This window comes from Bradyrhizobium sp. USDA 4474, assembly GCF_054057515.1.
In genome coordinates this window covers 6,259,328-6,280,116 of the sequence record NZ_JBSRZJ010000002.1, presented here as the reverse complement: position 1 = coordinate 6,280,116, position 20,789 = coordinate 6,259,328, and the positions used below count along the sequence as shown (strand labels likewise).

General features: G+C 65.0%; 17 protein-coding genes. 15 read left to right on the top strand and 2 right to left on the bottom strand.

The window, feature by feature from the left end:
- Positions 1 to 3 precede the first annotated feature (3 nt).
- On the bottom strand, positions 4 to 2,325 hold the full coding sequence (locus tag ACVW16_RS31030; protein WP_456734656.1) for an FdhF/YdeP family oxidoreductase: 2,322 nt from the start codon (positions 2,323 to 2,325) through the stop codon (positions 4 to 6).
- 179 nt (positions 2,326 to 2,504) lie between these two features.
- Here ACVW16_RS31030 and fdhD point away from each other — a divergent pair, with 179 nt between their 5' ends.
- Positions 2,505 to 3,275, top strand: coding sequence for a formate dehydrogenase accessory sulfurtransferase FdhD (gene fdhD / locus ACVW16_RS31025; protein ID WP_456705234.1), 771 nt, complete (start codon positions 2,505 to 2,507; stop codon positions 3,273 to 3,275).
- Positions 3,276 to 3,318: 43 nt separating this feature from the next.
- Here the strand turns inward: fdhD and ACVW16_RS31020 are convergent, their stop codons facing one another.
- Complete coding sequence (locus tag ACVW16_RS31020; protein ID WP_456702789.1) at positions 3,319 to 4,194, bottom strand: hypothetical protein; 876 nt, start codon at positions 4,192 to 4,194, stop codon at positions 3,319 to 3,321.
- Positions 4,195 to 4,709: 515 nt separating this feature from the next.
- Between ACVW16_RS31020 and ACVW16_RS31015 the strand changes: the two genes are divergently transcribed.
- From ACVW16_RS31015 to ACVW16_RS30950, 14 genes are all read left to right on the top strand, one after another.
- The gene (locus ACVW16_RS31015) at positions 4,710 to 5,960 is read left to right on the top strand and encodes an ABC transporter substrate-binding protein (RefSeq protein WP_456702788.1); all 1,251 of its coding nucleotides are present in this window, start codon (positions 4,710 to 4,712) and stop codon (positions 5,958 to 5,960) included.
- 127 nt (positions 5,961 to 6,087) lie between these two features.
- A complete protein-coding gene (locus ACVW16_RS31010; RefSeq protein WP_456702787.1) occupies positions 6,088 to 6,915 on the top strand; it encodes an AraC family transcriptional regulator in 828 nt (275 codons plus the stop codon).
- A 198-nt stretch (positions 6,916 to 7,113) separates the two neighbouring features.
- Entirely contained in the window at positions 7,114 to 8,124 is a 1,011-nt protein-coding gene (locus ACVW16_RS31005; protein WP_456702786.1) for a branched-chain amino acid ABC transporter permease, read from the top strand.
- A gap of 1 nt (position 8,125) precedes the next feature.
- On the top strand, positions 8,126 to 9,214 hold the full coding sequence (locus ACVW16_RS31000; RefSeq protein WP_456734655.1) for a branched-chain amino acid ABC transporter permease: 1,089 nt from the start codon (positions 8,126 to 8,128) through the stop codon (positions 9,212 to 9,214).
- The gene (locus tag ACVW16_RS30995; RefSeq protein ID WP_456702784.1) at positions 9,207 to 9,989 is read left to right on the top strand and encodes an ABC transporter ATP-binding protein; all 783 of its coding nucleotides are present in this window, start codon (positions 9,207 to 9,209) and stop codon (positions 9,987 to 9,989) included. Before ACVW16_RS31000 ends, ACVW16_RS30995 begins: the two co-directional genes overlap by 8 nt.
- Entirely contained in the window at positions 9,982 to 12,198 is a 2,217-nt protein-coding gene (locus ACVW16_RS30990) for a Tm-1-like ATP-binding domain-containing protein (protein ID WP_456702783.1), read from the top strand. Before ACVW16_RS30995 ends, ACVW16_RS30990 begins: the two co-directional genes overlap by 8 nt.
- Before the next feature lie 3 nt (positions 12,199 to 12,201).
- The gene (locus tag ACVW16_RS30985; protein WP_456702782.1) at positions 12,202 to 13,035 is read left to right on the top strand and encodes a phosphoenolpyruvate hydrolase family protein; all 834 of its coding nucleotides are present in this window, start codon (positions 12,202 to 12,204) and stop codon (positions 13,033 to 13,035) included.
- Between the two features lie 26 nt (positions 13,036 to 13,061).
- Positions 13,062 to 15,962 (top strand): flotillin domain-containing protein, encoded by a 2,901-nt coding sequence (locus tag ACVW16_RS30980; RefSeq protein WP_456734654.1) that lies wholly within the window; start codon positions 13,062 to 13,064, stop codon positions 15,960 to 15,962.
- A 10-nt stretch (positions 15,963 to 15,972) separates the two neighbouring features.
- The gene (locus ACVW16_RS30975; protein WP_456702780.1) at positions 15,973 to 16,410 is read left to right on the top strand and encodes an SRPBCC family protein; all 438 of its coding nucleotides are present in this window, start codon (positions 15,973 to 15,975) and stop codon (positions 16,408 to 16,410) included.
- Between the two features lie 5 nt (positions 16,411 to 16,415).
- The gene (locus ACVW16_RS30970; protein WP_456702779.1) at positions 16,416 to 16,859 is read left to right on the top strand and encodes an SRPBCC family protein; all 444 of its coding nucleotides are present in this window, start codon (positions 16,416 to 16,418) and stop codon (positions 16,857 to 16,859) included.
- Positions 16,860 to 17,678 (top strand): FAD binding domain-containing protein, encoded by an 819-nt coding sequence (locus ACVW16_RS30965; RefSeq protein ID WP_456702778.1) that lies wholly within the window; start codon positions 16,860 to 16,862, stop codon positions 17,676 to 17,678. It begins immediately after the preceding gene.
- A gap of 5 nt (positions 17,679 to 17,683) precedes the next feature.
- Entirely contained in the window at positions 17,684 to 18,160 is a 477-nt protein-coding gene (locus ACVW16_RS30960) for a (2Fe-2S)-binding protein (RefSeq protein ID WP_456734653.1), read from the top strand.
- A gap of 12 nt (positions 18,161 to 18,172) precedes the next feature.
- A complete protein-coding gene (locus ACVW16_RS30955; protein ID WP_456734652.1) occupies positions 18,173 to 19,765 on the top strand; it encodes a xanthine dehydrogenase family protein molybdopterin-binding subunit in 1,593 nt (530 codons plus the stop codon).
- Positions 19,766 to 20,788 carry a xanthine dehydrogenase family protein molybdopterin-binding subunit gene (locus tag ACVW16_RS30950; protein WP_456702775.1) on the top strand — a complete coding sequence of 341 codons (1,023 nt, stop codon included), beginning with the start codon at positions 19,766 to 19,768 and terminating at the stop codon, positions 20,786 to 20,788.
- The last annotated feature ends 1 nt before the right edge of the window (position 20,789 follow it).

Genomic DNA, 20,789 nt, shown 5'->3' with positions numbered 1-20,789 from the left:
CGGCTACGTCGCCGAGATCGGCATCTCTCCGCCCTCGATGATCTCGGGCACGATGTCCTTGAAAAGTCGCACCGGAACGGATTTTGCGGCCGGCACCTTGCTGCCCTCTGCGTAGTGCCATAGCGGGATCAGCCCGTTGCATTCGGGATAGTAGCCGGCAAGACTCCGGCGCGGGATACCGTAGGGCACGACCTGGAGCTCGCTGAGACTGCGCTCCACACCGTCATTGGCCTCCGTGACCAGCGTGACAGTGTCGCCCGCCTTCAGTCCATCCGCCTCCATGTCCGCGGGATTCATCAGCACGACGTAACGGCTGCCCTGGATGCCGCGGAAGCGGTCGTCCTCGGTATAGATCGTCGTGTTGAACTGTCCGTCGGCGCGCATCGTCATCAGTTCATAGACACCATCGTTTTCTCCCGGGGGCGCGAATGCCGCCTTGGGAACGGTGAAATTGGCTTTGCCGTTCGGCGTCTTCCATTTGCGTTCGCGCGCCGCCAGCGGCCGCGGAAAGCCGCCGGGCTCGAACATGCGCTGGTTGAAATCCTTGAATTGGTCGGGATAGGTCCGCTCGATCGCGTCCCTTATGAGCGAATAATCGGCGACCCAGGCGTCCCACTCGACCGAGGGATTCGGCTTGAGGGTTGCCTTGGCGAGACCGGCGATGATCGCCGGCTCGGACAGGGCGTGCTCGGTCACCGGCTTGCGCTGGCCCCGTGAGCCGTGAACGCAGGCCGTGGAATCCTCCATCGACACGGCCTGGGCGCCGCTGGCCTGCTCATCGATCTCGATCCGGCCGAGGCATGGCAGCAGATAGGTCACCTCGCCGGGCACGATGTGGCTGCGATTGAGCTTTGTCGCGATCTGCACCGACAGCCGCAGACCCGACCAAGCCGGCTCCATCAGCGAGCGGTCAGGAATTGCGCGCACGAAATTGCCGCCCAGGCTGACAAAGCCACGGACATCGCCCTTCAAAATGCCCTCGCAGGCATCCACCGTCGACAGACCGTCCCACCGTGGCGGCTCGAACCCGTAGAGCTCCGCGAGCTTGTCGAGCGGGACGAGCTTCGTCTTCTCGGATATGCCGACCGTCCGCTGGCCCTGGACGTTGGAATGGCCCCGAATCGGCGAGATGCCTGCTCCCGGCTTGCCGATGTTGCCGCGCAGCAGCAGCAGATTCACGATCATCTTCGTGGTCTCGACGCCGTGCTTGTGCTGCGTGACGCCCATGCCGTAATTGGCGATCACGGCGTTGGCCTTCATATAGACGTTCGCGGCTTCGAGCATGGCCGACCGCGTGAGGCCTGACGCCCGCTCGATCTCGTTCCAGTCCTGGCCGCGGCAGAACGCGGCGAATTCGTCGAAGCCGGAGGTGTGCTGCGCGATGAAATCGGCGTCGACCACCCGCGGCTCACCGTACTTGACGGCGCGATCGTCCGCGTCGATCACCCATTTGCAAATCCCAGATATCGCCGCGGCGTCACCGCCGACGCGGACCTGATGATATTGCGAGCTGATGCGTGTGCCTCCCGCGATCATCTGAAGCGGGTTTTGAGGATTGACGAAACGCTCCAGTCCGCGCTCGCGGAGCGGATTGAAGGTCACGATCGGGACGCCGCGCTGGACTGCCTCCTGGAGCGGATGCAGCATCCGCGGGGCATTCGTCGTTGTGTTGTGTCCAAAGAAGAAAATGCAGTCGGTGTGGTCGAAATCCTTCAGCAGCACGGTGCCGACCGGCACCCCGATCACCTGCGGCAACGCCACGGACGTGGTCTCGTGGCACATGTTGGAGCTATCGGGGAAATTATTGGTGCCGTACATCCGGCCGAACAGCTGGTACATGTAGCTGGCTTCCAGCGAGGCCCGGCCGGACGTGTACATGATGACGGAATGCGGATCGAGCTTGTTCAACTCGGCGCCGATGTCGCGAAACGCATCGCTCCACTCGACCGGGACGTATTTGTCGCTGCCCGAATCGTAGCGCATCGGATGGCTCAGCCGCCCCTGCTCTTCCAGTCGATGATCGGACCAGGTTCGTAGCTCGGACAGTGTATGCCGGGCGAAGAATTCCGGCGTGACCGTCTTGCCTGTGACTTCCCACGCGGTGGCCTTGGCGCCGTTCTCGCAGAATTCGAATGGATGTGGACTTGCGGGTTTGGCCCAGGAACAGCTCACGCACATGAAGCCGCCCGGCTTGTTCTGCTTCATCAGGATCTCGCTGCCGAGGATCGCGACTTCTTCCTGCGTGAGAATGTGAACGACTGCGTTGACCGATCCCCAGCCGCCGGCCGGAGCATCGTAAGTCTCGACTTTTGCTTTCTGCCGCATGCCGGGCCCTTCAGCTGCAAGCCCCTTTCGCAAAACATGAGAAACAATCGCTGGTTCCTAAGCTTTCGGAACCATGGCGCGCGCCGCGCGTCGATAGACCGTCGCTAGGATGAACAATCATGCACGGCTCGCAAATCAACTGGCGCGATCGCCTGCCCGCCTCCCCATCTTCCGTCAACATGCTTCGGCTCACATCAGGCCACATGCTCGGCCACCGCTCGGTCGCCGAGGAGAGCCCGATCGCACTGGTCTACGACGGCACGACCGTCGCGGTGCTGATGGCGACTCCTGCCGATCTCGCCGACTTCGCAATCGGCTTCAGCCTGACCGAGGGGATCATCGAGGATTTGGGAGAGATCAACGAACTCACGGTGGTTCCCGGCCCCGACGGAATCGAGTTGCGTCTATGGCTGCGGCCGAGGGCTGGACGACAGCTGAAAGAGCGGCGGCGGCGATTGATCGGGCCGACCGGCTGCGGCCTGTGCGGCATCGAAAGCTTGCGCGAAGTCAGTGCGAAGGTTCGGCGCCTCGAGCGGCATATCGATCTCACGCCGCAACACATTCGTCGCTCGGTCGAGACCCTCGCCGCATCACAAATCCTGGGCAAGGCGACCCGCGCGACCCATGCCGCCGGATTTTTCCAGCCTGACGCCGACGACATGATCGTCCGCGAAGACGTCGGCCGCCATAATGCACTCGACAAGCTCGCCGGCGCCCTCGCCGCAACGGGAATACCGGGGCATTCGGGTGCCGTCATCCTGACGAGCCGGATCTCGGTCGAGATGGTCCAGAAGACTGCCGCGATCGGCGCTGGATTCATCGTTGCAGTTTCGGCGCCAACGGCGCTTGCCATACGCACGGCCGCGGCCAGCGGCATCACGCTGATCGGCATCGCACGCGGGCAAGACTTCGAGGTCTTCAGCCATTTCGGCGGAATTCACGACCAATAGCGATACGTCATCCGGTCAGCTGCGGCGGAACGGCGGCTTTGCGCTAAGGCACCGCCGTTTTCCTTGGCTCGAAGTGATCAGGAAATGCCATCCACGCCGGGAGCGGTTCGCCATCCCGGTGTCGCCCACCGGCGACGGCTGCGGCCCACGCACTGATGGCGCCGAGCAGCGTGGCAGCAGCCAATGAGAACGCGAGAATGACCGTGCTGCGGCGCGCGTGAGAGATCGCCGTTTTCGCGTTCGCAATCGCCTGATCGACGCGCCGTTCGGAATCACCGGCCGGCAATCCGGTCAGCGCCTGGACCTGCTGGACCAGATAGGTTCGGTCGTCCGCAGCGACACCGCTATGGCTCGACGACGTCATGAGGATTCGACCAGCCTCGGCGCGCTCGCCGGTCATATCAACATTTGCCGCTCGCCGTGGCGCACGGAACAGCCGATCGAGTTCGTAGCTCAGAAGCGGCTCGGCGGTCGTCCTGTTGCCCACGCTCGCGGACGAAGACAGGCGGTTCACCGTGGCAGCGCTCACGATACCGGCCAGCGTCGCGCCCAGCAGGACCGCAAGCGCCCATGCCGTGAGCCCGTGCAGCCCGTCGCGCGCTTCCCGTTCCGTGGGGTTCGTTGCAACCACCCCGCGGCGAACGCGCCCTGCGATGTAGCCGCCGAGGCCAAAACTGACGATCGCTTGCAGGATCAGATAAAGTCCGGACAGCAGCGAGAGCGCGGCAGACGCATCTCGCCATGTCGGCGAGGCCGAGCTGACGCCAAGTCCAATCGTGACGCCAAAGGTTACCAGAACGAAGCCGAATGCCGTCGCAGCGAAAGCCCCGGCGACAACAGGCGTCCATTGGATATATCGCCCTTGTTCGGAGATCGTCAGCGCTTCGTCTTCGACGAGTGTGGGGGCTTCGATCGTCATGGTCGATGCCCTCAGCGCAATCCGAAAAACGACAAGATTGCCAGGATCACTACGATCAGGCCGATCAAATAGATTAATTGGCTCATTTCAGTCCTCCTCCAAATCCCTTCCGGCCTGACAATGGCAGCTCTCCCGGATAGTTCCTGCAGGATTCCCGATAGTGTCGTAGGACGCGCCTAGCCGTCCAATTTCAGTTATTTACTCTGCTCCCGGAACGAACATGTGCGCGCGACGGACAGTCCACTGCTGCACCGCGATCGTGGGGGCGCGTAACTTGGTGGCGTTGTCCGATCTGCGTGCGATTGCACCGCGGGATGATTTGCAATGCACCATTCAAAATGAGACTGCCCGTCAAGCCGCGCCGGGCTCCAACGCGTGCGCTGCATCCGAGTTCGGTTAGCCTTCATCCCAAGAAGCCGTCGAAGAACCGTCGCCTCGCCAGGACGCCGCACCGCGCGGCGGACGCGCGGGGAGCGGGAAAAAACAGCGACAAGAACGCCCCAGGGAGGAGACCAATGTTGAAAAGCAGTCTAGGACTGATCGCGTTGAGCAGCCTGTTATTGTCGGGTACCGCCTTCGCGCAGGAGAAGATCAAGGTCGGCGTCACCGCGACGCTCGAAGGCACTTACACCGTGCTCGGCGAGGATGGCATCCGCGGCTTTCAGACAGCACTCAACGTGCTCGGCAAGAAGGTCGGCGACAAGGAGCTCGAATTCGTCATCGCCTCGACTGATGCGACGCCGGACTCCGCCGTCCGTGCCGTGCGAAAGCTGATCGAACAGGACAAGGTGCAGATCCTGCTGTCGCCGCTCTCGGGCGACGAAGGCATCGCGGTCAAGAATTTTGCAAAGACCCATCCGGAGCTGACGTTCATCAATGCGGCCTCCGGCGCCCAGGAGACGACCTATGTCGATCCGGCTCCGAACTTCTTCCGCTACAACATGGACGGCGCGCAGTGGCAGGTGGGTCTCGGCAAATATGCCTATGAAACCAAGGGCTATCGCAAGATCGCAACCGTCGGCGAGGACTACTCCTTCATCTACACGCAGGTGTTCGGCCTGGTGCTCGAGTTTTGCGGTGCCGGCGGACAGGTGACCAACCGGCAATGGGTGCCGCTCGGCACCAAGGACTTTGCCTCGGTGATTGCAGCGCTGCCTGATGACGTCGATGCCATCTATCTCGGGCTCGGCGGCGCCGACGCCGTCAACTTCCTCAACCAGTACCAGCAGGCCGGCGGCAAGGCGCATCTGATGGGCGGCTCGATCATGATCGACCAGACCATCCTGTCGTCCAAGGGCAATGCCAAGCAAGCGCTGGTCGGCACGCTGGCGGCGAGCGGCCAGGCCGACACCTGGGAAGATCCGGGTTGGCAGAAGTTCGTGAAGGACTATCAGGACGCCTTCCCGCCCAACAAGCGCTTCCCCAGCCCATCGCTGCTCGCCACCAACTATTACGGCTCGACCATGGCGCTGATCCTGGCGCTGCGTCAGGTCAATGGCGACCTGTCGAACAATCAGGCCAAGTACAAGGAAGCCCTCGCCAAGATCGAGCTCGACGCGCCCAACGGCAAGATCAAGCTCGACGCGAACCGCCAGGCCATCGGCACCAACTTCGTCACCGAGGTCGTCGACGACGGCAAGGGCGCATTGTTCTCGAAGGTCGTGAAGGTGATCCCGAACGTCAACCAGACACTGGGCTACGACCCTGCAGTGTTCGCCAAGATCGGTTTGCCAAGCCGTACAGTGCCAGAATGTAAGAAGTACTGACGTAATCCTACTGCGACACTGAGACTGATGGGAGAGATTTGCAAAGCGCGGAGATCGCGCGCTCTTGCATTCTCTCCCAGGTTGTTGAAGGCTGTAAAAAAGAAAAAAGCTCCAGGGAGGGGAAGGCATGAGCCGGGCGCTCGCCGTCTTCCACGGCCGCTTCGGCCGGGCGACGGTCTACCAATTGAACCGCCCTTTCAACATCCACGCGCATCGCGAAGGTCATTTGATCTTCCATGTCGGGGGCCGTGCCGCATGCATCGATGTCAACGATGGACGTTACGAACTGGCTGAAGGTTCCGTCGTCGCGGTCAATCCGTGGGAGCCGCATAATTTCCTGCCGTCGGACCTTGACGTCGGCGCCGTTTTCTTCGTGCTCTATGTCAATCCGGAGTGGTTCGCCCCCGATGCGCCGGGCGCCGAACGCTTGCGCTTCGGGCGCACTCAATTCCGGCGATCGGTCGCTCTGGACAAGCTTATCAGACACGCCGCCGCCCTTGTGTGCGGCGCACCCTCGCTGAACAGTCTCGACGGCGAGCTGCGGCGATTGATCGACGTCTGCTACGATGAAAGCTGGCAGCAGGCCGAACTTGCGCGCGATCCACGCGCCAACGGTTCCGTTACCGATTTTCGCGTGCGCAAGTGCATCAAGATGATGTCCGAGAGCCCTGGCGCTGAAATCGAGCTCGACACCATCGCACGCGAATCCGGGTTGTCGCGACCGCATTTTTACCGGCTATTCCGCACCCAGACCGGCGTTACCCCTCACCTCTATCTCAACACGCTGATGATGGAGCAGGCGCTTGAGGCGCTGGTCGCGAGCGAAGCGCCGATCGCCGATATCGGCTTCGATCTCGGCTTCTCCTCGCAGAGCGGCTTCACCCGCTTCTTTGCTGCCAATGTCGGCATGGCGCCAACCGATTATCGCCGCGCGGCCAAGGTTTTGCGCGGCTGACGGGCGCGCGAAAAGATACTCACGATCAAGTGCCTCCCGCGCCGTCCCACTAGGATGGGTGGAACGCGATCCCGGCAAGAGGATCGCTTCAGTCCCGGGAGGACGCAAATCCATGGCGAGGTACGCAGCCTGCACGGGGCTGTCTGACCTGGATCCGAGGTGTGATGGCGACCGTCGCAAACGGAGCGAGGTGACGCCATGACCCGCTTTGTGGAGCGTCATCCCGCCTGGGCACTTGTCGTCATCATTGCGATCGCAGTGGCACTTTGGTTGATCTTCGCGGTGTGGCCGCCCGGCCTTGAAGAAGCCATCGGTCGCAAGCGGGTGTTCCTGAACGCGCTGTTCAACGGCATCACGCTCGGCGGTCTCTATTTCCTCGTGGCCAGCGGCTTCACGCTGATCTTCGGCCTGATGCGCAACGTCAATCTCGCGCACGGCTCGCTCTATCTGTTCGGCGGCTATGTCGGCTACGCCATCAGCGCCTCGACCGGGTCCTGGATCCTCTCCTTCATCGTGGCCTTTGTCCTGACGGCGCTGGTCGGCGTCCTGCTCCAGGTGCTGGTCTTCCGCCGCATGGAGGGACAGGATTTACGCCAGACCATGGTGACGATCGGGCTCTCCATCGTGTTCGCCGATCTCATGCTGTGGGCCTGTGGTGGCGACTTCTACCAGATCCAGACTCCGACCTGGCTGATCGGCCCAATCGAGCTGCCGCTCATCACCGCCGTGAAATCCTCGGGCGAGCCGGTCTATTTGCGCTATCCGCTGGTGCGGCTCGTCATCTTCCTGGCTTCCGTCATCATCGGCATCGCGATGTGGCTGGCGCTCAACCGCACCCGGATCGGCATGATCATCCGCGCCGGCGTCGACGACCGCGACATCCTGGCCGCAACCGGCGTGCGCATCCAGATCGTTTTCGTGCTGGTCTTCGCGCTCGGCGCCGGCCTTGCCGGTATCGCGGGCGTCGTGGGCGGCACCTTCCAGTCGCTCTCGCCCGGCGAGGACATCCGCTTCCTGCTCGCATCGCTCGTGGTCGTGATCGTCGGGGGCATGGGCTCAATCCCCGGGGCGGCGCTCGGCGCGCTCATCATCGGCCTCGCCGAGCAGCTCGGCTCGGTCTACATCCCGACCTACGCCATCGTCGTGACCTTCCTGATCATGGTGCTGGTGCTTGCGCTTCGGCCACAGGGCCTGCTGGCGAGGCGCTGAGATGTCCGTCACCCACGATGCCCGCATTCAGGTCCACAAGCCCGCCACCGCGGCACATCGTCCGTCCGTGCGTGGCTGGCCCGACGTCAACAATCCCGCGGCCTGGATCGTGGCGGCCATCCTCCTGATCATGCCGCTGATTGCCAACGGCTTCTTCCTGATCGAGATCTTTGCGACCACGCTGATCCTCGGCACCATCGCGCTCAGCCTGATGTTGCTCGCCGGCTATGGCGGCATGGTCAGCCTGATGCAGCTCACCATCGCGGGTTTTTGCGCTTACATGGTCGCGGTGTTCGGCATCAGCGGCAACGCCAATATCAGCCTGGGCTGGCCGTGGTGGCTGGCGGTGCCGATGGCGGTGACGCTCGCGACCATCTTCGGAACGCTCGGCGGCGCGCTCGCGGTGCGCACCGAGGGCATCTACACCATCATGATCACGCTCGCGATCGGAGCTGCGTTCTATTACTTCACCAATCAGAACTGGGCGATCTTCAACGGCCACACCGGCATCAACAACGTCTCGACACCGCATTTCTGGGGCGTCGACTGGCGGGCCGACGTTCCTTTCTACTATGTCGTGCTCGCGGTCGCCGCGCTCTGCTATTTCGCGGTCGGCTACATGTCCCGCGCGCCGTTCGGCCTGGCGCTACAGGGCGTGCGCGACAATCCGCGCCGCATGGCCGCCCTCGGCTTCAACGTCAATGCCCACCGCGTCGCGGCTTACGCCGTCGCCTCCTTCATCGCCGGCCTCGCCGGCGTGCTGCAAGTGTGGAATTATCGCCAGATCTCGCCGGGCTCGGTGAGCGTCGGCGCCTGCATCGACATCCTCATCATTGCCGTCGTCGGCGGCATTACCCGCCCGATCGGCCCCTATATCGGCGCGCTGGTGTTCGTGCTCTTGCGCACGTTTGCGCTCGACTTCCTGGTCAAGATCGGGCTCGACGGCAACCGCTTCCGGCTACTGATCGGGCTCGGCTTCCTCGCCATCGTGTTCTGGTCGTCGGACGGCGTGATCGGCCTGTGGCAGCGTTGGCGGCAGAACCAACGTCCTCAGGCGGATCTCCCGAGCGGAGGGCGCGGTCATGGATAGCGTCGCGCAACGCCTTTCCGCCGTTGGATCGGGTGCAGCACTCGAGCTGCGCGGCGTCACCCGGTTGTTCGGCGCTCTGGCGGCGCTGACCGACGTCACCATCACCGTGCGCCCCGGCGAGCGGCGCGCCGTGCTAGGCTCGAATGGCGCCGGCAAGACCACGCTGTTCAACTGCATCACCGGCGACTTCCCGCCCTCCTCCGGCACAATCCGCTTCTTCGGCGAAGACGTCACGCACTACCCGCCCTATGAGCGCATCCGCCGCGGCCTCAGACGAACCTATCAGATCTCTGCGCTGTTTCCCGGCCTCACCGTGCAGGACAATGTCTATCTCGCCTGCCGCGGCGTCTCGCGCGGCCGGTTCTCGTTCCTGCGTCCGGGGCAGAACGACGCGCTGATGCACGCGGCCGACGGACTGGTCCAAGCCGTGCACCTGGCGGCCGTGAAGGACCAGCGCGTCGCTGAACTCGCACACGGCCAGCAGCGCCAGCTCGAGATCGCGCTGGCCCTCGCCGGCGCGCCGCGCTTCGTGCTGTTCGACGAGCCGGCCGCCGGCCTGTCGCCGACCGAACGCGCCGAACTGGTGGAGATCCTGACCTCGCTGCCGGCTCATATCGGCTACATCATCATCGAACACGACATGGACGTAGCGCTGCGCGTCGTCGAGAGCGTGACGATGATGCACAATGGCCGCATCTTCAAGGAAGGCCTGCCGGAGGAGATCCAGTCCGACCCCGAGGTGCAGGAGCTTTATCTCGGAGGCGGCCATGAATGAGGCCCGCCGCGCCCCCGCCGCCCTCGAGGTTCGGGGCCTCGACGTGTATTACGGCCATTCGCACGCGCTGCAGGGTGTCGACCTCACGCTGGACGCCGGCGTGTTCTCCGTGGTCGGCCGCAACGGTATGGGCAAGACAACGCTGTGCAAGGCGATCATGGGCCTGGTGCCGGTGAGCGGCGGCTCGATCCGCGTCCGCGGTGAAGACATCACGCGGCGGCCGCCGGCGCACATCGCGCGGCTCGGCGTCGGCTATGTGCCGCAAGGCCGCCGGCTCTGGCGTTCGCTCAGCGTCGACGAACATCTTCGCCTTGCCGGCGGCATGCGCTCCGGCGCCTGGACCGTCGCGCGCATCTACGACACTTTCCCGCGACTCGCCGAACGCCGGGATCATGGCGGCGGCCAGCTATCCGGCGGCGAGCAGCAGATGCTCGCGATTTCGCGTGCGCTTTTGACCAATCCGCAGCTGCTGATCATGGATGAGCCGACCGAGGGCCTCGCGCCCGTCATCGTCGCCCAGGTCGAGGAAATGCTGCTGCAGCTTGGCGAGGACGGCGACATGTCCGTCCTCGTGATCGAGCAGAACATCGGCGTCGCCACCGCGATTTCGCGCAACGTCGCGATCATGGTCAATGGGCGCATCAACCGGATCATCGACTCGGTGCGCCTGTCCGCCGACCGCGAGCTACAGCAGCGCCTGCTTGGTGTCGGACTGCATGCCGAGCTCGACCCCGACATCGATGCGCCGGCCGCGGGCGGCGAGACCAAGGCAGCCCCACAACCTGCACGCACGAGCGGTCCGATCCGGGTCTACGTCTCCAATCCGAGCCCGCCGACCCGCTGGTCACAGCCCGTCCCGATTGGCCGCATCGAAGCCGCCGCGCGGACGCTCTCGACCCAAGTCGCGCGCCTCGACGAGACCGCGCGGCGAAAGCGCGAGCCGGTGACGGCGCAGACGTCGGGACCGCCCGCGGTGCTGGTCGTCGGCACGCTCGACACCAAGGGAACGGAACTCCGCTTTGTCAGGGACATCATCGCCGAGAGCGGGTTGCGCACGCGGCTCGTCGACGTCTCCACCAGCGGCAAGCACGCAACCTGCGATGTCTCGGCCCAGGAGATCGCGCTGAACCACGGTCGCGGCGGCGCGGCGGTGTTCGGCCCCGATCGGGGCGCTGCCGTCACCGCGATGGCTGAGGCCTTCGCCAACTGGGTCAAGCGCCAAGGCAATATCGCCGGTGTGATCTCGGCCGGCGGCTCGGGCGCCGCGTCGCTGGTCGCGCCCGGGATGCGCGTCCTTCCCGTCGGCGTGCCCAAGCTGATCGTCTGCTCGGTTGCTTCGGGCGATGTCGCGCCCTATGTCGGTCCGGCCGATATCACCATGATGTACTCGGTTACCGACGTGCAGGGCCTCAACTCGATCTCGCGCGCGGTGCTGTCGAATGGCGCCAATGCTGTCGCCGGCATGGTCAAGGCACGGCTGGATCGGCGTGAGACCATAGAGCGAGCAGCAAGCGCCGGGCTGCCGTCGGTCGGCATCACCATGTTTGGCGTCACCACACCCGCGGTGCAGAAGATCACGGCCGATCTGCGCGATGACTTCGAATGTCTCGTCTTCCACGCCACTGGCGTCGGCGGCCGTTCGATGGAGAAGCTCGTCGATTCCGGCCAGCTCGCCGGGGTGATCGATCTCACCACGACGGAGATCTGCGACCTTCTGATGGGCGGGGTGTTTCCGGCAACCGAGGATCGCTTCGGCGCGATTATCCGCACCCGCGCGCCCTATATCGGCTCGGTGGGCGCGCTCGATATGGTCAACTTCGGCGCGCCCGACACCATCCCCGAGCGCTATCGCGGACGCAAATTCCACGTCCACAATCCGCAGGTGACCTTGATGCGGACGACAGTGGAAGAAAACGAGCGCATGGGCCGCTGGATCGGCGAACGGCTCAACCAGATGGACGGGCCGGTGCGCTTCTTCCTGCCGGAGGGCGGTGTCTCCGCGCTCGATGCCCGTGGCCAGCCCTTCTGGGATCAGGAGGCCGATGCCGCCCTGTTCCGCGCGCTGGAGCGCACCGTTCGCGGGAACGGCAATCGCCAGCTCATCCGCGTCAAGCAGAACATCAACGATCCCGAGTTCGCCTCGACCATCACAGCCGCGTTCCGAACGCTGTTCGGACGCGCCGGGGCGCGCCGGAGAGGAGCGAGGTGACCGATGGCCCGGTTTGAACGCGCAGCACTTCTGCGGCGATTTCGCGAGATGGCGAAGCGTGGCGAGCCGATCGTCGGCGGTGGCGCCGGCACCGGCCTGTCGGCCAAGTGCGAGGAAGCCGGGGGCGTCGATCTCATCGTGATCTACAATTCTGGCCGCTACCGCATGGCGGGTCGCGGCTCGCTCGCGGGGCTGATGCCCTATGGCGACGCCAACGCCATCGTGGTCGAGATGGCCGGCGAGGTGCTGCCCGTGGTCAGCAAGACGCCGGTGCTGGCCGGCGTCAACGGCACCGATCCGTTCCGCGACATGGATATGTTCCTCGATCAGCTCAAGGCGCTCGGCTTTGCCGGCGTGCAGAACTTTCCGACCGTTGGTCTGATCGACGGAATCTTCCGTGCCAATCTCGAAGAGACCGGCATGTCCTACGCGCTGGAGATCGACATGATAGCCAAGGCGCGTGAGAAGGACCTGCTGACGACGCCTTATGTCTTCAGCGAGAAGGAAGCCGCCGCGATGGCGATCGCCGGCGCCGACATCATCGTCTGCCATCTCGGGCTCACCACCGGAGGCACGGTCGGGGCGCAGACCGCGCCGAAGCTGAACGACTGCCCAGCTCGGATCGACACCTGGGCCTCGGCCGCGCTCAGCGTCAATCCGGACATTCTGGTGCTGGCTCATGGCGGTCCGATCGCGGATCCGGCGGACGCCGATTTCATCATGAAGAACACCCGCCACTGCCACGGCTTCTACGGCGCCTCCTCGATGGAGCGGCTGCCGGTGGAGCGGGCGTTGACGGAGCAGGTACGTCAATTCAAGGCGATCGGCGCGCGATAACGCCTGTCAGATTGAGGGAGGGAAACATGTCAGGGATCCTGGTCGGCGAGCTCATCCTCTGGCTGATCGTCGCTGTTATCGTGATCGTGGTCGGCGTCTACATCGTGAACTGGCTCTACCACCGCTCCTCCAAGGAGGTGTCATTCGTCCGCACCGGCTTCCTCGGGGAGCGCGTGGTGATCAATGGTGGCGCCTTCGTGCTGCCCTTCATCCACGACTACACGCCTGTGAACATGAACGTGCTGCCGATGGGCATCGTGCGTTCGCGGCAAGACGCCGTGATTACCCGCGACCGCATGCGCGTCGACATCGAAGCCGACTTCTATGTCCGTGTGCAACCGACCCGCGACGCCGTCTCGATCGCAGCCGCCACCTTGGGACGCCGCACCATGGAGCCGGAGCAGCTGCACGCCTTGCTGGCCGGCAAGTTCATCTCTGCGATCCGCTCGGTCGCTTCCGAAATGACCATGGAGGAGATGCACGAGCGCCGCGGCGACTATGTCGCGCGCGTCAAGACCAATGCCGCCGAGGCGCTCGCCCAGAACGGCCTTGAGCTCGAATCCGTCGCCATCACCGATCTCGACCAGACTGACCTCGAATTCTTCAACCCCTCGAACCGCTTCGACGCCGAGGGTCTGACCCGGCTGATGGAGGACATCGAGGCCAGACGCAAGCTGCGCAACGACATCGAGCAGGACTCGATGATCAAGATCCGCACCCGCAATCTCGAGGCCGAGCGGCAGGCACTCGAGATCGAGCGCGAAAGCGAGACAGCGCGCCTCGAGCAGGAACGCGACATAGAGATGCGCCGCGCGCTTCAGCGCACCGAGGTCGCCCGCGAGCGCGCGCTGCGCGAGACCGAGGCCGAGCAGGCCCAGATCTCCGCGCGCGAAGCCATCGAGCGCTCCCGGATCGCCAACGAGCAAGCGATTGCGGAAGCCCGCATCGCCTCGGAGCGCGAGACCCGGCAGAAGGAGATCGAGCGCACCCGCACCATCGAGGAAAAGGAGCTCTTGGCACGCGAAGAGATCGAGAAGACCCGGATCGCCAACCAGCGTTCGATCGATACGACGCGGATCGCCTCAGAGCGCGAGGTCCGCCAGCGCGAGATCGAGCGGATGCGCACTGTCGAGGAAGCCGAGATCGCGGCCCGGGAGGCGATCGAGAAGGCCCGTATCCAGCAGGACCGCGTCGTGACCGATGCCCGGATCGCCAACGAAGAGGAGACCCGCCGCCGCGAGATCGAGCGCACCCGCGCCGTCGATGAGGCCGAGATCGCCGCCCGCGAAGCCACAGAAAAGGCCCGCATCGCCCAGACCTTGATCGTCAATGTCGAGCGCATCTCCTCCGACGAACGGACCCGTGCCCTGGAGATCCAGCAGGTCCGCACCATCCAGGAGACCGAGATCGAAGCGCAGCGCGCGGTCGAGGCCGCCCGCATCGCCCGCGAGCGGACGCTCGCTGCCGAGCGCATCGCTGCCGAGCAGAACACGCGGCAGCTCGAGATCGAGCGCAACCAGACCCTCGAAGTCGCCGGCATTGCCGCGCGCGAGACCACCGAAGCTTCGCGCATCGCACAAGAGGAACGCGTCCGATCGCTGGAGATTGCCCGCAACCGGGCCGTCGAGGAAGCCGACATTGCCTCCCGCGAGGCGATCGAGGCGGCGCGCATCGCCCAGGAGAAGGCGGTGGCAGCCGAGCGTATCCAGGCCGAGCGCGATACACGCTCGCTCGAAATCGAGCGAACCGGCGTGTTGGAAGCCGCCGAACTGAAGCGGCGCGATGCCATCGAGCGCCAACGGATCGTGGTGGATCTCGCGCTGGAGGCCGAGCGGATCAACTCGTCCAAGAAGCGCGAGGTGCTCAATATCGAGCAGAAGAAGGCGATCGAGATTGCGGACGAAGACCGCGTCATCGCTCTCTCCGCCAAGAAGTCCGAGCGAATCGACGCCGACCGCCAGGTGCGGCAGGCCGAGATCGTCGCCCGCAAGGAGGTCGAGACCACCGACGTCTCGCGCGAGCAGGCTCTCGAAGCCGCCCGGCTCGAGCGCCGCCGCGCGATCGAACAGTTGGAGGTCGCCCGCGTCCAGTCGTTGCAGGAGGCCGAGATCGCCTCCCGCGAGGAAGTGGAGCGCGCGCGCATCGCCTCCGACCGGGGACTGGATGAGGCCCGTATCGGCCGCGAGCGTGAGTTGCGCAAGCTGGAGGTCAACCGCGAGAAGGAGGTCGAGACTGTTTTGATGGAGAAGGCGATCGCCATTCACCAGAAGTCGCTGGAGGAGTCCGCCGCCAAGGCTATGGCTGAGGAGGCGCGGATGCGAGCCACGGAAGCGAGCGAGCGCGTCATTACCGCCCGCGAGAGCGAGATCGCAAAGCGCCGCAAGACGGTCGAGGTGCTGCTCGCCGAGAAGCAGGCCGAGGAAACCCGGATCGCCGCCGAAGCCGAGCGGGTGCGCGCGGCGGTCGAGGCCGAGGCGCAGCGGATGCTCAACGAGGCCGAGAACGTGCTCACCGATCAGGCCCGCTACTCGCTGTTCCGCAGAAAACTGCTCGACCGGATCGAGGGCATCGTGCGCGAGAGCGTCAAGCCGATGGAGAAGATCGAGGGCATCCGTATCCTCCAGGTCGACGGCCTCAACGGCAATGGCCACGGCGGCAATGGCGGCCGCAGCGCTACCGACGAGGTCATCGACTCGGCGCTGCGCTATCGCGTCCAGGCGCCGCTGATCGACTCCATCCTGTCCGACATCGGGGTCGAAGGCGGCAGCCTCGCCAAGATGCCGGGCCTGATCCGAGAAGCCCGCGACATGCAGGGCATCAAGGAGTCCGCGCGCAAGGGCGGCGGCGAGAAGCAGGCCACGTCCCCGCCCGCTGCCGAGGGCGGCGGCGAGCCGTCGGCCGAGCGCGGTCCGCGCAAGAAGAGCTGAGGTCTGACCCATGCCCCGCGTCTACGTCTCCACCGTCGTCAACGCGCGCAACGACCGCGTCTGGGCGCGGGTGCGCGACTTCAACGGAATGCCGAACTGGCATCCCGCGATCGCCGAAAGCCGCATCGAGGGCGGTGAGCCCTCCGACAAGATCGGATGCGTCAGGGACTTTCGCCTGCGCAACGGCGACCGTATCCGCGAGAAGCTGCTCGGCCTCTCGGACTACGACATGTTCTGCACCTATTCGATCCTGGAATCCCCGATGGGCGTCGAGAACTACGTCGCGACCTTGCGGCTGACGCCCGTCACCGACGGCGACCAGACCTTCGTGGAGTGGACCGCCGAGTTCGACTGCGCGCCGGAGCGCGAGACCGATCTCGTCGGCCATATCGGCGCCGGCGTGTTCCAGGGCGGCTTCGATGCGCTGAAGCGCGTGTTTGGAGGCTGACTCTGGTGCCGCATATCGTCAAAAGCACCGTTCTCAACGCGCCGACCGATGCGGCGTGGTCGGTGCTGCGCGATTTCAACGGGCATGATCGCTGGCACCCGGCGGTTGCGACCTCCTCGATCGAGCGCGCGCATTCCTCCGACAAGATCGGCTGCGTCAGGCGCTTCAGGCTCAAGGACGGCGCCGAGCTACGCGAGCAATTGCTGGCGCTGTCGGATCTCGAGCAGAGCTTCAGCTACTGTCTGCTCGACACCCCGATCCCGATGTTCAACTACGTCGCCCATGTTCGCTTGTTGCCGGTCACCGACGGCGACCGCACCTTCTGGCACTGGGAGTCGCGTTTCACCACCAGGCCGGAAGACAGAGACCGCATCACCCACATGGTTGCGGAGGACATTTATCAGGCCGGGTTCGAAGCGATCCGCCGGCATCTCGAGGAGGCCGCCTAGATGGCCGTGACAGTGAAGACGTTTGCGAGCGCCAGCGAGGCGGCCGGGGCGCTGTCCTCGGACCGCACCGCGCGATATCTCGGCGGCGGCACGCTGGTGATGCGGGCGCTGAATGAGGGCGATGTGTCGATCTCAACCGTGGTCCGCGCCCAGGACCAGGCGCTGACCAGGATCGATGCCTCCGGCCCTCGCATCACGCTGGGCGCCGGCGTCACCTTCGCGCGCGTCCTCGCCGAACGCGACCTTGGCTTCCTGCATGCCCCCGCCCGTTCGATCGGCGGCCCCGCCGTGCGCAACATGGGGACGGTGGGCGGCAATCTGTTCGCGCCCAATCCCTATGGCGATTTCACCGTCGCGCTGCTGGCGCTCGATGCCACCGTGGCCGTCGCAGGCGGGTTCGGCGCGCGCGACATCCCCATCGAGGCATTCTTGCAGGCGCGCGACCGGCAGGCCGGCACACTCGTGCTTTCCGTCTCCTGCACCCGGCCTGCCGGCACCGAGGCCTTCCGCTATCGCAAGATCGCCCGGATCAAGCCGAAGGGCGGCTCGGTCATCACGCTGGCCGCATACCTGCCGATCTCAGGCGGACGCATCGCAGGCGCGCGGATCGCGCTGGGCTCGATGGCTCCCACCCAAATTCGCGCCCGCGCGGCCGAGCGTGCGCTGGAGGGACGCTCGCTGGATGCCGCGACCATCGCCGCCGCGGCATCCGCTGCCACCGAGGGAACAACGCCCTCCGACAACGCGCTCGGCAGCGCCTGGTATCGCCGCGAGATCGTCGGCGTACATCTGCGCCGTCTGCTGTCGGGACAGGAATAGAGCCTATGTCGAAAATCCCCCTGCAATTTCGTCACAACGGCCACGACGTAGCGATTTTCGTCGATGGCGGTACCAACCTGCTGGTCGCACTGCGCGAGCTGATCGGCGACATGACTCCGAAATTCGGCTGCGGCCAGGGCGGTTGCGGCACATGCAGCGTGCTTGTCGACGGCGAGCTCCACCTGTCCTGCCTGACGCTGGCGGAGACCGTGGCTGGACGCTCGGTCGAAACGCTCGACGGTATGAAGCAGGGCCCGAATCTGCACCCGCTCCAGCGCGCCTTCGCCGACAATTTCGCCGCGCAGTGCGGCTATTGCACGCCGGGCATGCTGATGGCCGCAAAGGCCCTGCTCGACCGCAATCCACAGCCGAGCCGCGACGAGGTCATCGAGGCCATCTCCGGCAACATCTGCCGCTGCACCGGCTACGAGCCGATCATCAATGCCATCCTCGCCGCCGCCGGCGGCCGGGTCAGCGCGTAAGGGAACGCGACCATGCTGGAACTGCGCAAGGACCTCTTCGCCGACGAGCGCGACGATAACTTGAAGGAAATCGGCAGGGGCACGCAACGCCAGGATATGCTCGGGCATGTCACGGGCACGTCAAGCTACTTCAACGACCACAAATTGCAAGGCATGCTGCATTTGAAGGTCGTGCGATCGACGCAGGCGCATGCACGAATTCGCCGCATCGACACGTCAGAAGCCGAGCGCTCCGCCGGCGTGCGCCGGATCATCCGTGGCGCCGACGTGCCGGTGAATCTCAACACGCTGCTCAGCCTGATCAATTTCGGCAAGGACGACGAGCCATCGCTGGCCGTCGACAAGGTCCGCTACAAGGGCGAACCTGTTGTTGCCATCGTTGCCGACAGTGAGCGCGACGCCTTCGAGGCGGTCGCCAAGGTCAAGATCGACTACGAGCCGCTGCCGGCGGTGTTCGACGTCGAGGACGCACTTAAGCCCGGCGCGCCCGTCGTCAATGAGACCTACCCGAAGAACACCTTCACCTATCACGAGACCTATGATCACCAGCGGCTGCGTTTCGGCGACGCCGATGCGGCGCTGGCGACCGCCGATCACGTGCTGGAACAGCGCTACCAGATGTCGCCGATCGAGCACGCGCCGACCGAGACCAACGGGGCGATCGCCGCGCCGGATACCAATGGCCGCTATGTCGTCTATACCTCAACCCAGGCGCTGTTCTTCTCCGTCGACACCTGCGCAAAAATTCTGGACGTGCCCTCCAACACCTTCCATTTCATCGGCGGCACCGTCGGCGGGGGCTTCGGCGGCAAGGTCGACACGCTGACCGAGCCGCTCGCCATTCTGGGCGCGATGCTGACCGGAAAGCCGGTGCGCTACGTGTTCGGGCGCGAGGAGGAGATGCAGTACGGCCCCCCGCGCGGCGCCGAGCGCATCTACATCAAGGACGGCGTGATGCGCGACGGCCGCATCGTCGCGCGCAAGATCCGCGCGCTTTTCGACAGCGGCGCCTATACGCGGCTGTCGAGCTACGCCGCGGTGAAATGCGCCGCGCATCTGCCGGGGCCCTACACCATCCCGAACGTCTATGGCGACGTCTATTGCGTCTTCACCAACCGCACGCCGGCGACCGCCATGCGCGGCTTTGGCGTCACCGCGATGGACTTTGCCATCGAGTGCCAAATGGACAAGCTGGCAAATCTCGTTGGCATGGATCCGATGGAATTCCGCATCCTCAACGCCTATCGTGACGGTGACATGAAGGCGCACCGGCGCGAGGCCAAGAACACGGCGCTGATCGAATGCGTCCAGGTCGCGGCCGAAAAGGCCAAGTGGCCGCTTCGTGACGAATTCAGGCGAGCGTCGTCACGCAAGGACGGCGGCGGAAGCCGCGCCGTGATTCCGCCGACCCCGACGGACTCTTCCCGCGCACGACCAATGGCGCCGGCGCAGCAGCGCACCAGCTACGATCGGCTCCCGCCGACCGTGACCCGCGAACCTCCGCGCGAACCGCCACCTCCTGCTCCGCCGCCCTCGCCGCGGCCGCCTGCGCCTTCACACGGCGCCACCCGTTTCTCCTCCGTCTTCGGCACCAGGAGGCGCTAGATGACCCGGCATCGCGGACGCGGCATGGCCTCGATCAACTACCCCATCGGCATGAATCTCGGCGGCGACCCCAGCCAAGCGCTGGTGCATTCAAACCCGAGCGGCAAATTCACGGTGGCGCTGTCGTCGATCGATCTCGGACAAGGCATGAAATCGGTGACGCGGCAGATCTGCGCGGAGACGCTGGGCGTGCCGGTCGAGGACGTCTATGTCGATACAGCCGACTCCGACACCGGCCCGCACTGCATGGGTTCGTTCGCCTCGCGCGGCACCCACCGCGTCGGCAACGCCGTGATGGCGGCGGCGCGGGAAGCGCGCGGCGTGATGATGGAGGCCGCGGCCGAAGAGCTGGAGGTCAACGCCGCCGATCTCGAGACCGACGGCCGCGGCAACATTCACGTCAAGGGCGCGCCGCATCGCTCGATCTCGACCAAGGACGTCGCCATCGCCGCGCAATTCAAGCAGGGCAAGACCATCTCGGGTCGCGGCATCTTCCTGGTGCCGCTCTCCGAAGTGAATCCGGAGACGGGCGAGATGTCGCCCGCGACCTGCTACGCCCACGCCTGCCTCGTCGCCGAGGTCGATGTCGACGACGAGACCGGCGAAGTCGCGATGATCAGGATGGATTCAGCCTATGAGCTCGGCCGCGCACTCAATCCGCGCCTCGTGGAACAGCAGCTCGTCGGCGGCGCCTGGATGGGCATCAGCCACGCGCTCTACGAGACGACGGAGCCTGCTTATCCCGAGCCGGTGCATGGTCCGCGGGACTTCGTCGAATATCTGATGCCCGGTCCCGGCGACATCTGCCCGCACGACATCGCCGTGCTGGAGCGTCCTGCCCCCGACGGGCCGTTCGGCGCCAAGGGTCCCGGCGAGATGTGCGCGAATCCCGTGCTGCCGGCCGTCGCCAATGCGATCTTCAACGCCGTCGGCGTCCGCATCGACGATCTTCCGATTACGCCTGAAAAAGTGCTGCGTGCGATCAAGGCGCAAGGCGGCGCGCGGCCGCAAGCGCGGCGCTAGA

What these genes read in the sequence shown, in the direction of transcription:
- ACVW16_RS31030 (WP_456734656.1), bottom strand. Translation starts at nt 2,325, where the DNA reads ATGCGGCAGAAAGCAAAAGTCGAGACTTACGATGCTCCGGCCGGCGGC.
- fdhD (WP_456705234.1), top strand. Translation starts at nt 2,505, where the DNA reads ATGCTTCGGCTCACATCAGGCCACATGCTCGGCCACCGCTCGGTCGCC.
- ACVW16_RS31020 (WP_456702789.1), bottom strand. Translation starts at nt 4,194, where the DNA reads ATGACGATCGAAGCCCCCACACTCGTCGAAGACGAAGCGCTGACGATC.
- ACVW16_RS31015 (WP_456702788.1), top strand. Translation starts at nt 4,710, where the DNA reads ATGTTGAAAAGCAGTCTAGGACTGATCGCGTTGAGCAGCCTGTTATTG.
- ACVW16_RS31010 (WP_456702787.1), top strand. Translation starts at nt 6,088, where the DNA reads ATGAGCCGGGCGCTCGCCGTCTTCCACGGCCGCTTCGGCCGGGCGACG.
- ACVW16_RS31005 (WP_456702786.1), top strand. Translation starts at nt 7,114, where the DNA reads ATGACCCGCTTTGTGGAGCGTCATCCCGCCTGGGCACTTGTCGTCATC.
- ACVW16_RS31000 (WP_456734655.1), top strand. Translation starts at nt 8,126, where the DNA reads ATGTCCGTCACCCACGATGCCCGCATTCAGGTCCACAAGCCCGCCACC.
- ACVW16_RS30995 (WP_456702784.1), top strand. Translation starts at nt 9,207, where the DNA reads ATGGATAGCGTCGCGCAACGCCTTTCCGCCGTTGGATCGGGTGCAGCA.
- ACVW16_RS30990 (WP_456702783.1), top strand. Translation starts at nt 9,982, where the DNA reads ATGAATGAGGCCCGCCGCGCCCCCGCCGCCCTCGAGGTTCGGGGCCTC.
- ACVW16_RS30985 (WP_456702782.1), top strand. Translation starts at nt 12,202, where the DNA reads ATGGCCCGGTTTGAACGCGCAGCACTTCTGCGGCGATTTCGCGAGATG.
- ACVW16_RS30980 (WP_456734654.1), top strand. Translation starts at nt 13,062, where the DNA reads ATGTCAGGGATCCTGGTCGGCGAGCTCATCCTCTGGCTGATCGTCGCT.
- ACVW16_RS30975 (WP_456702780.1), top strand. Translation starts at nt 15,973, where the DNA reads ATGCCCCGCGTCTACGTCTCCACCGTCGTCAACGCGCGCAACGACCGC.
- ACVW16_RS30965 (WP_456702778.1), top strand. Translation starts at nt 16,860, where the DNA reads ATGGCCGTGACAGTGAAGACGTTTGCGAGCGCCAGCGAGGCGGCCGGG.
- ACVW16_RS30960 (WP_456734653.1), top strand. Translation starts at nt 17,684, where the DNA reads ATGTCGAAAATCCCCCTGCAATTTCGTCACAACGGCCACGACGTAGCG.
- ACVW16_RS30955 (WP_456734652.1), top strand. Translation starts at nt 18,173, where the DNA reads ATGCTGGAACTGCGCAAGGACCTCTTCGCCGACGAGCGCGACGATAAC.
- ACVW16_RS30950 (WP_456702775.1), top strand. Translation starts at nt 19,766, where the DNA reads ATGACCCGGCATCGCGGACGCGGCATGGCCTCGATCAACTACCCCATC.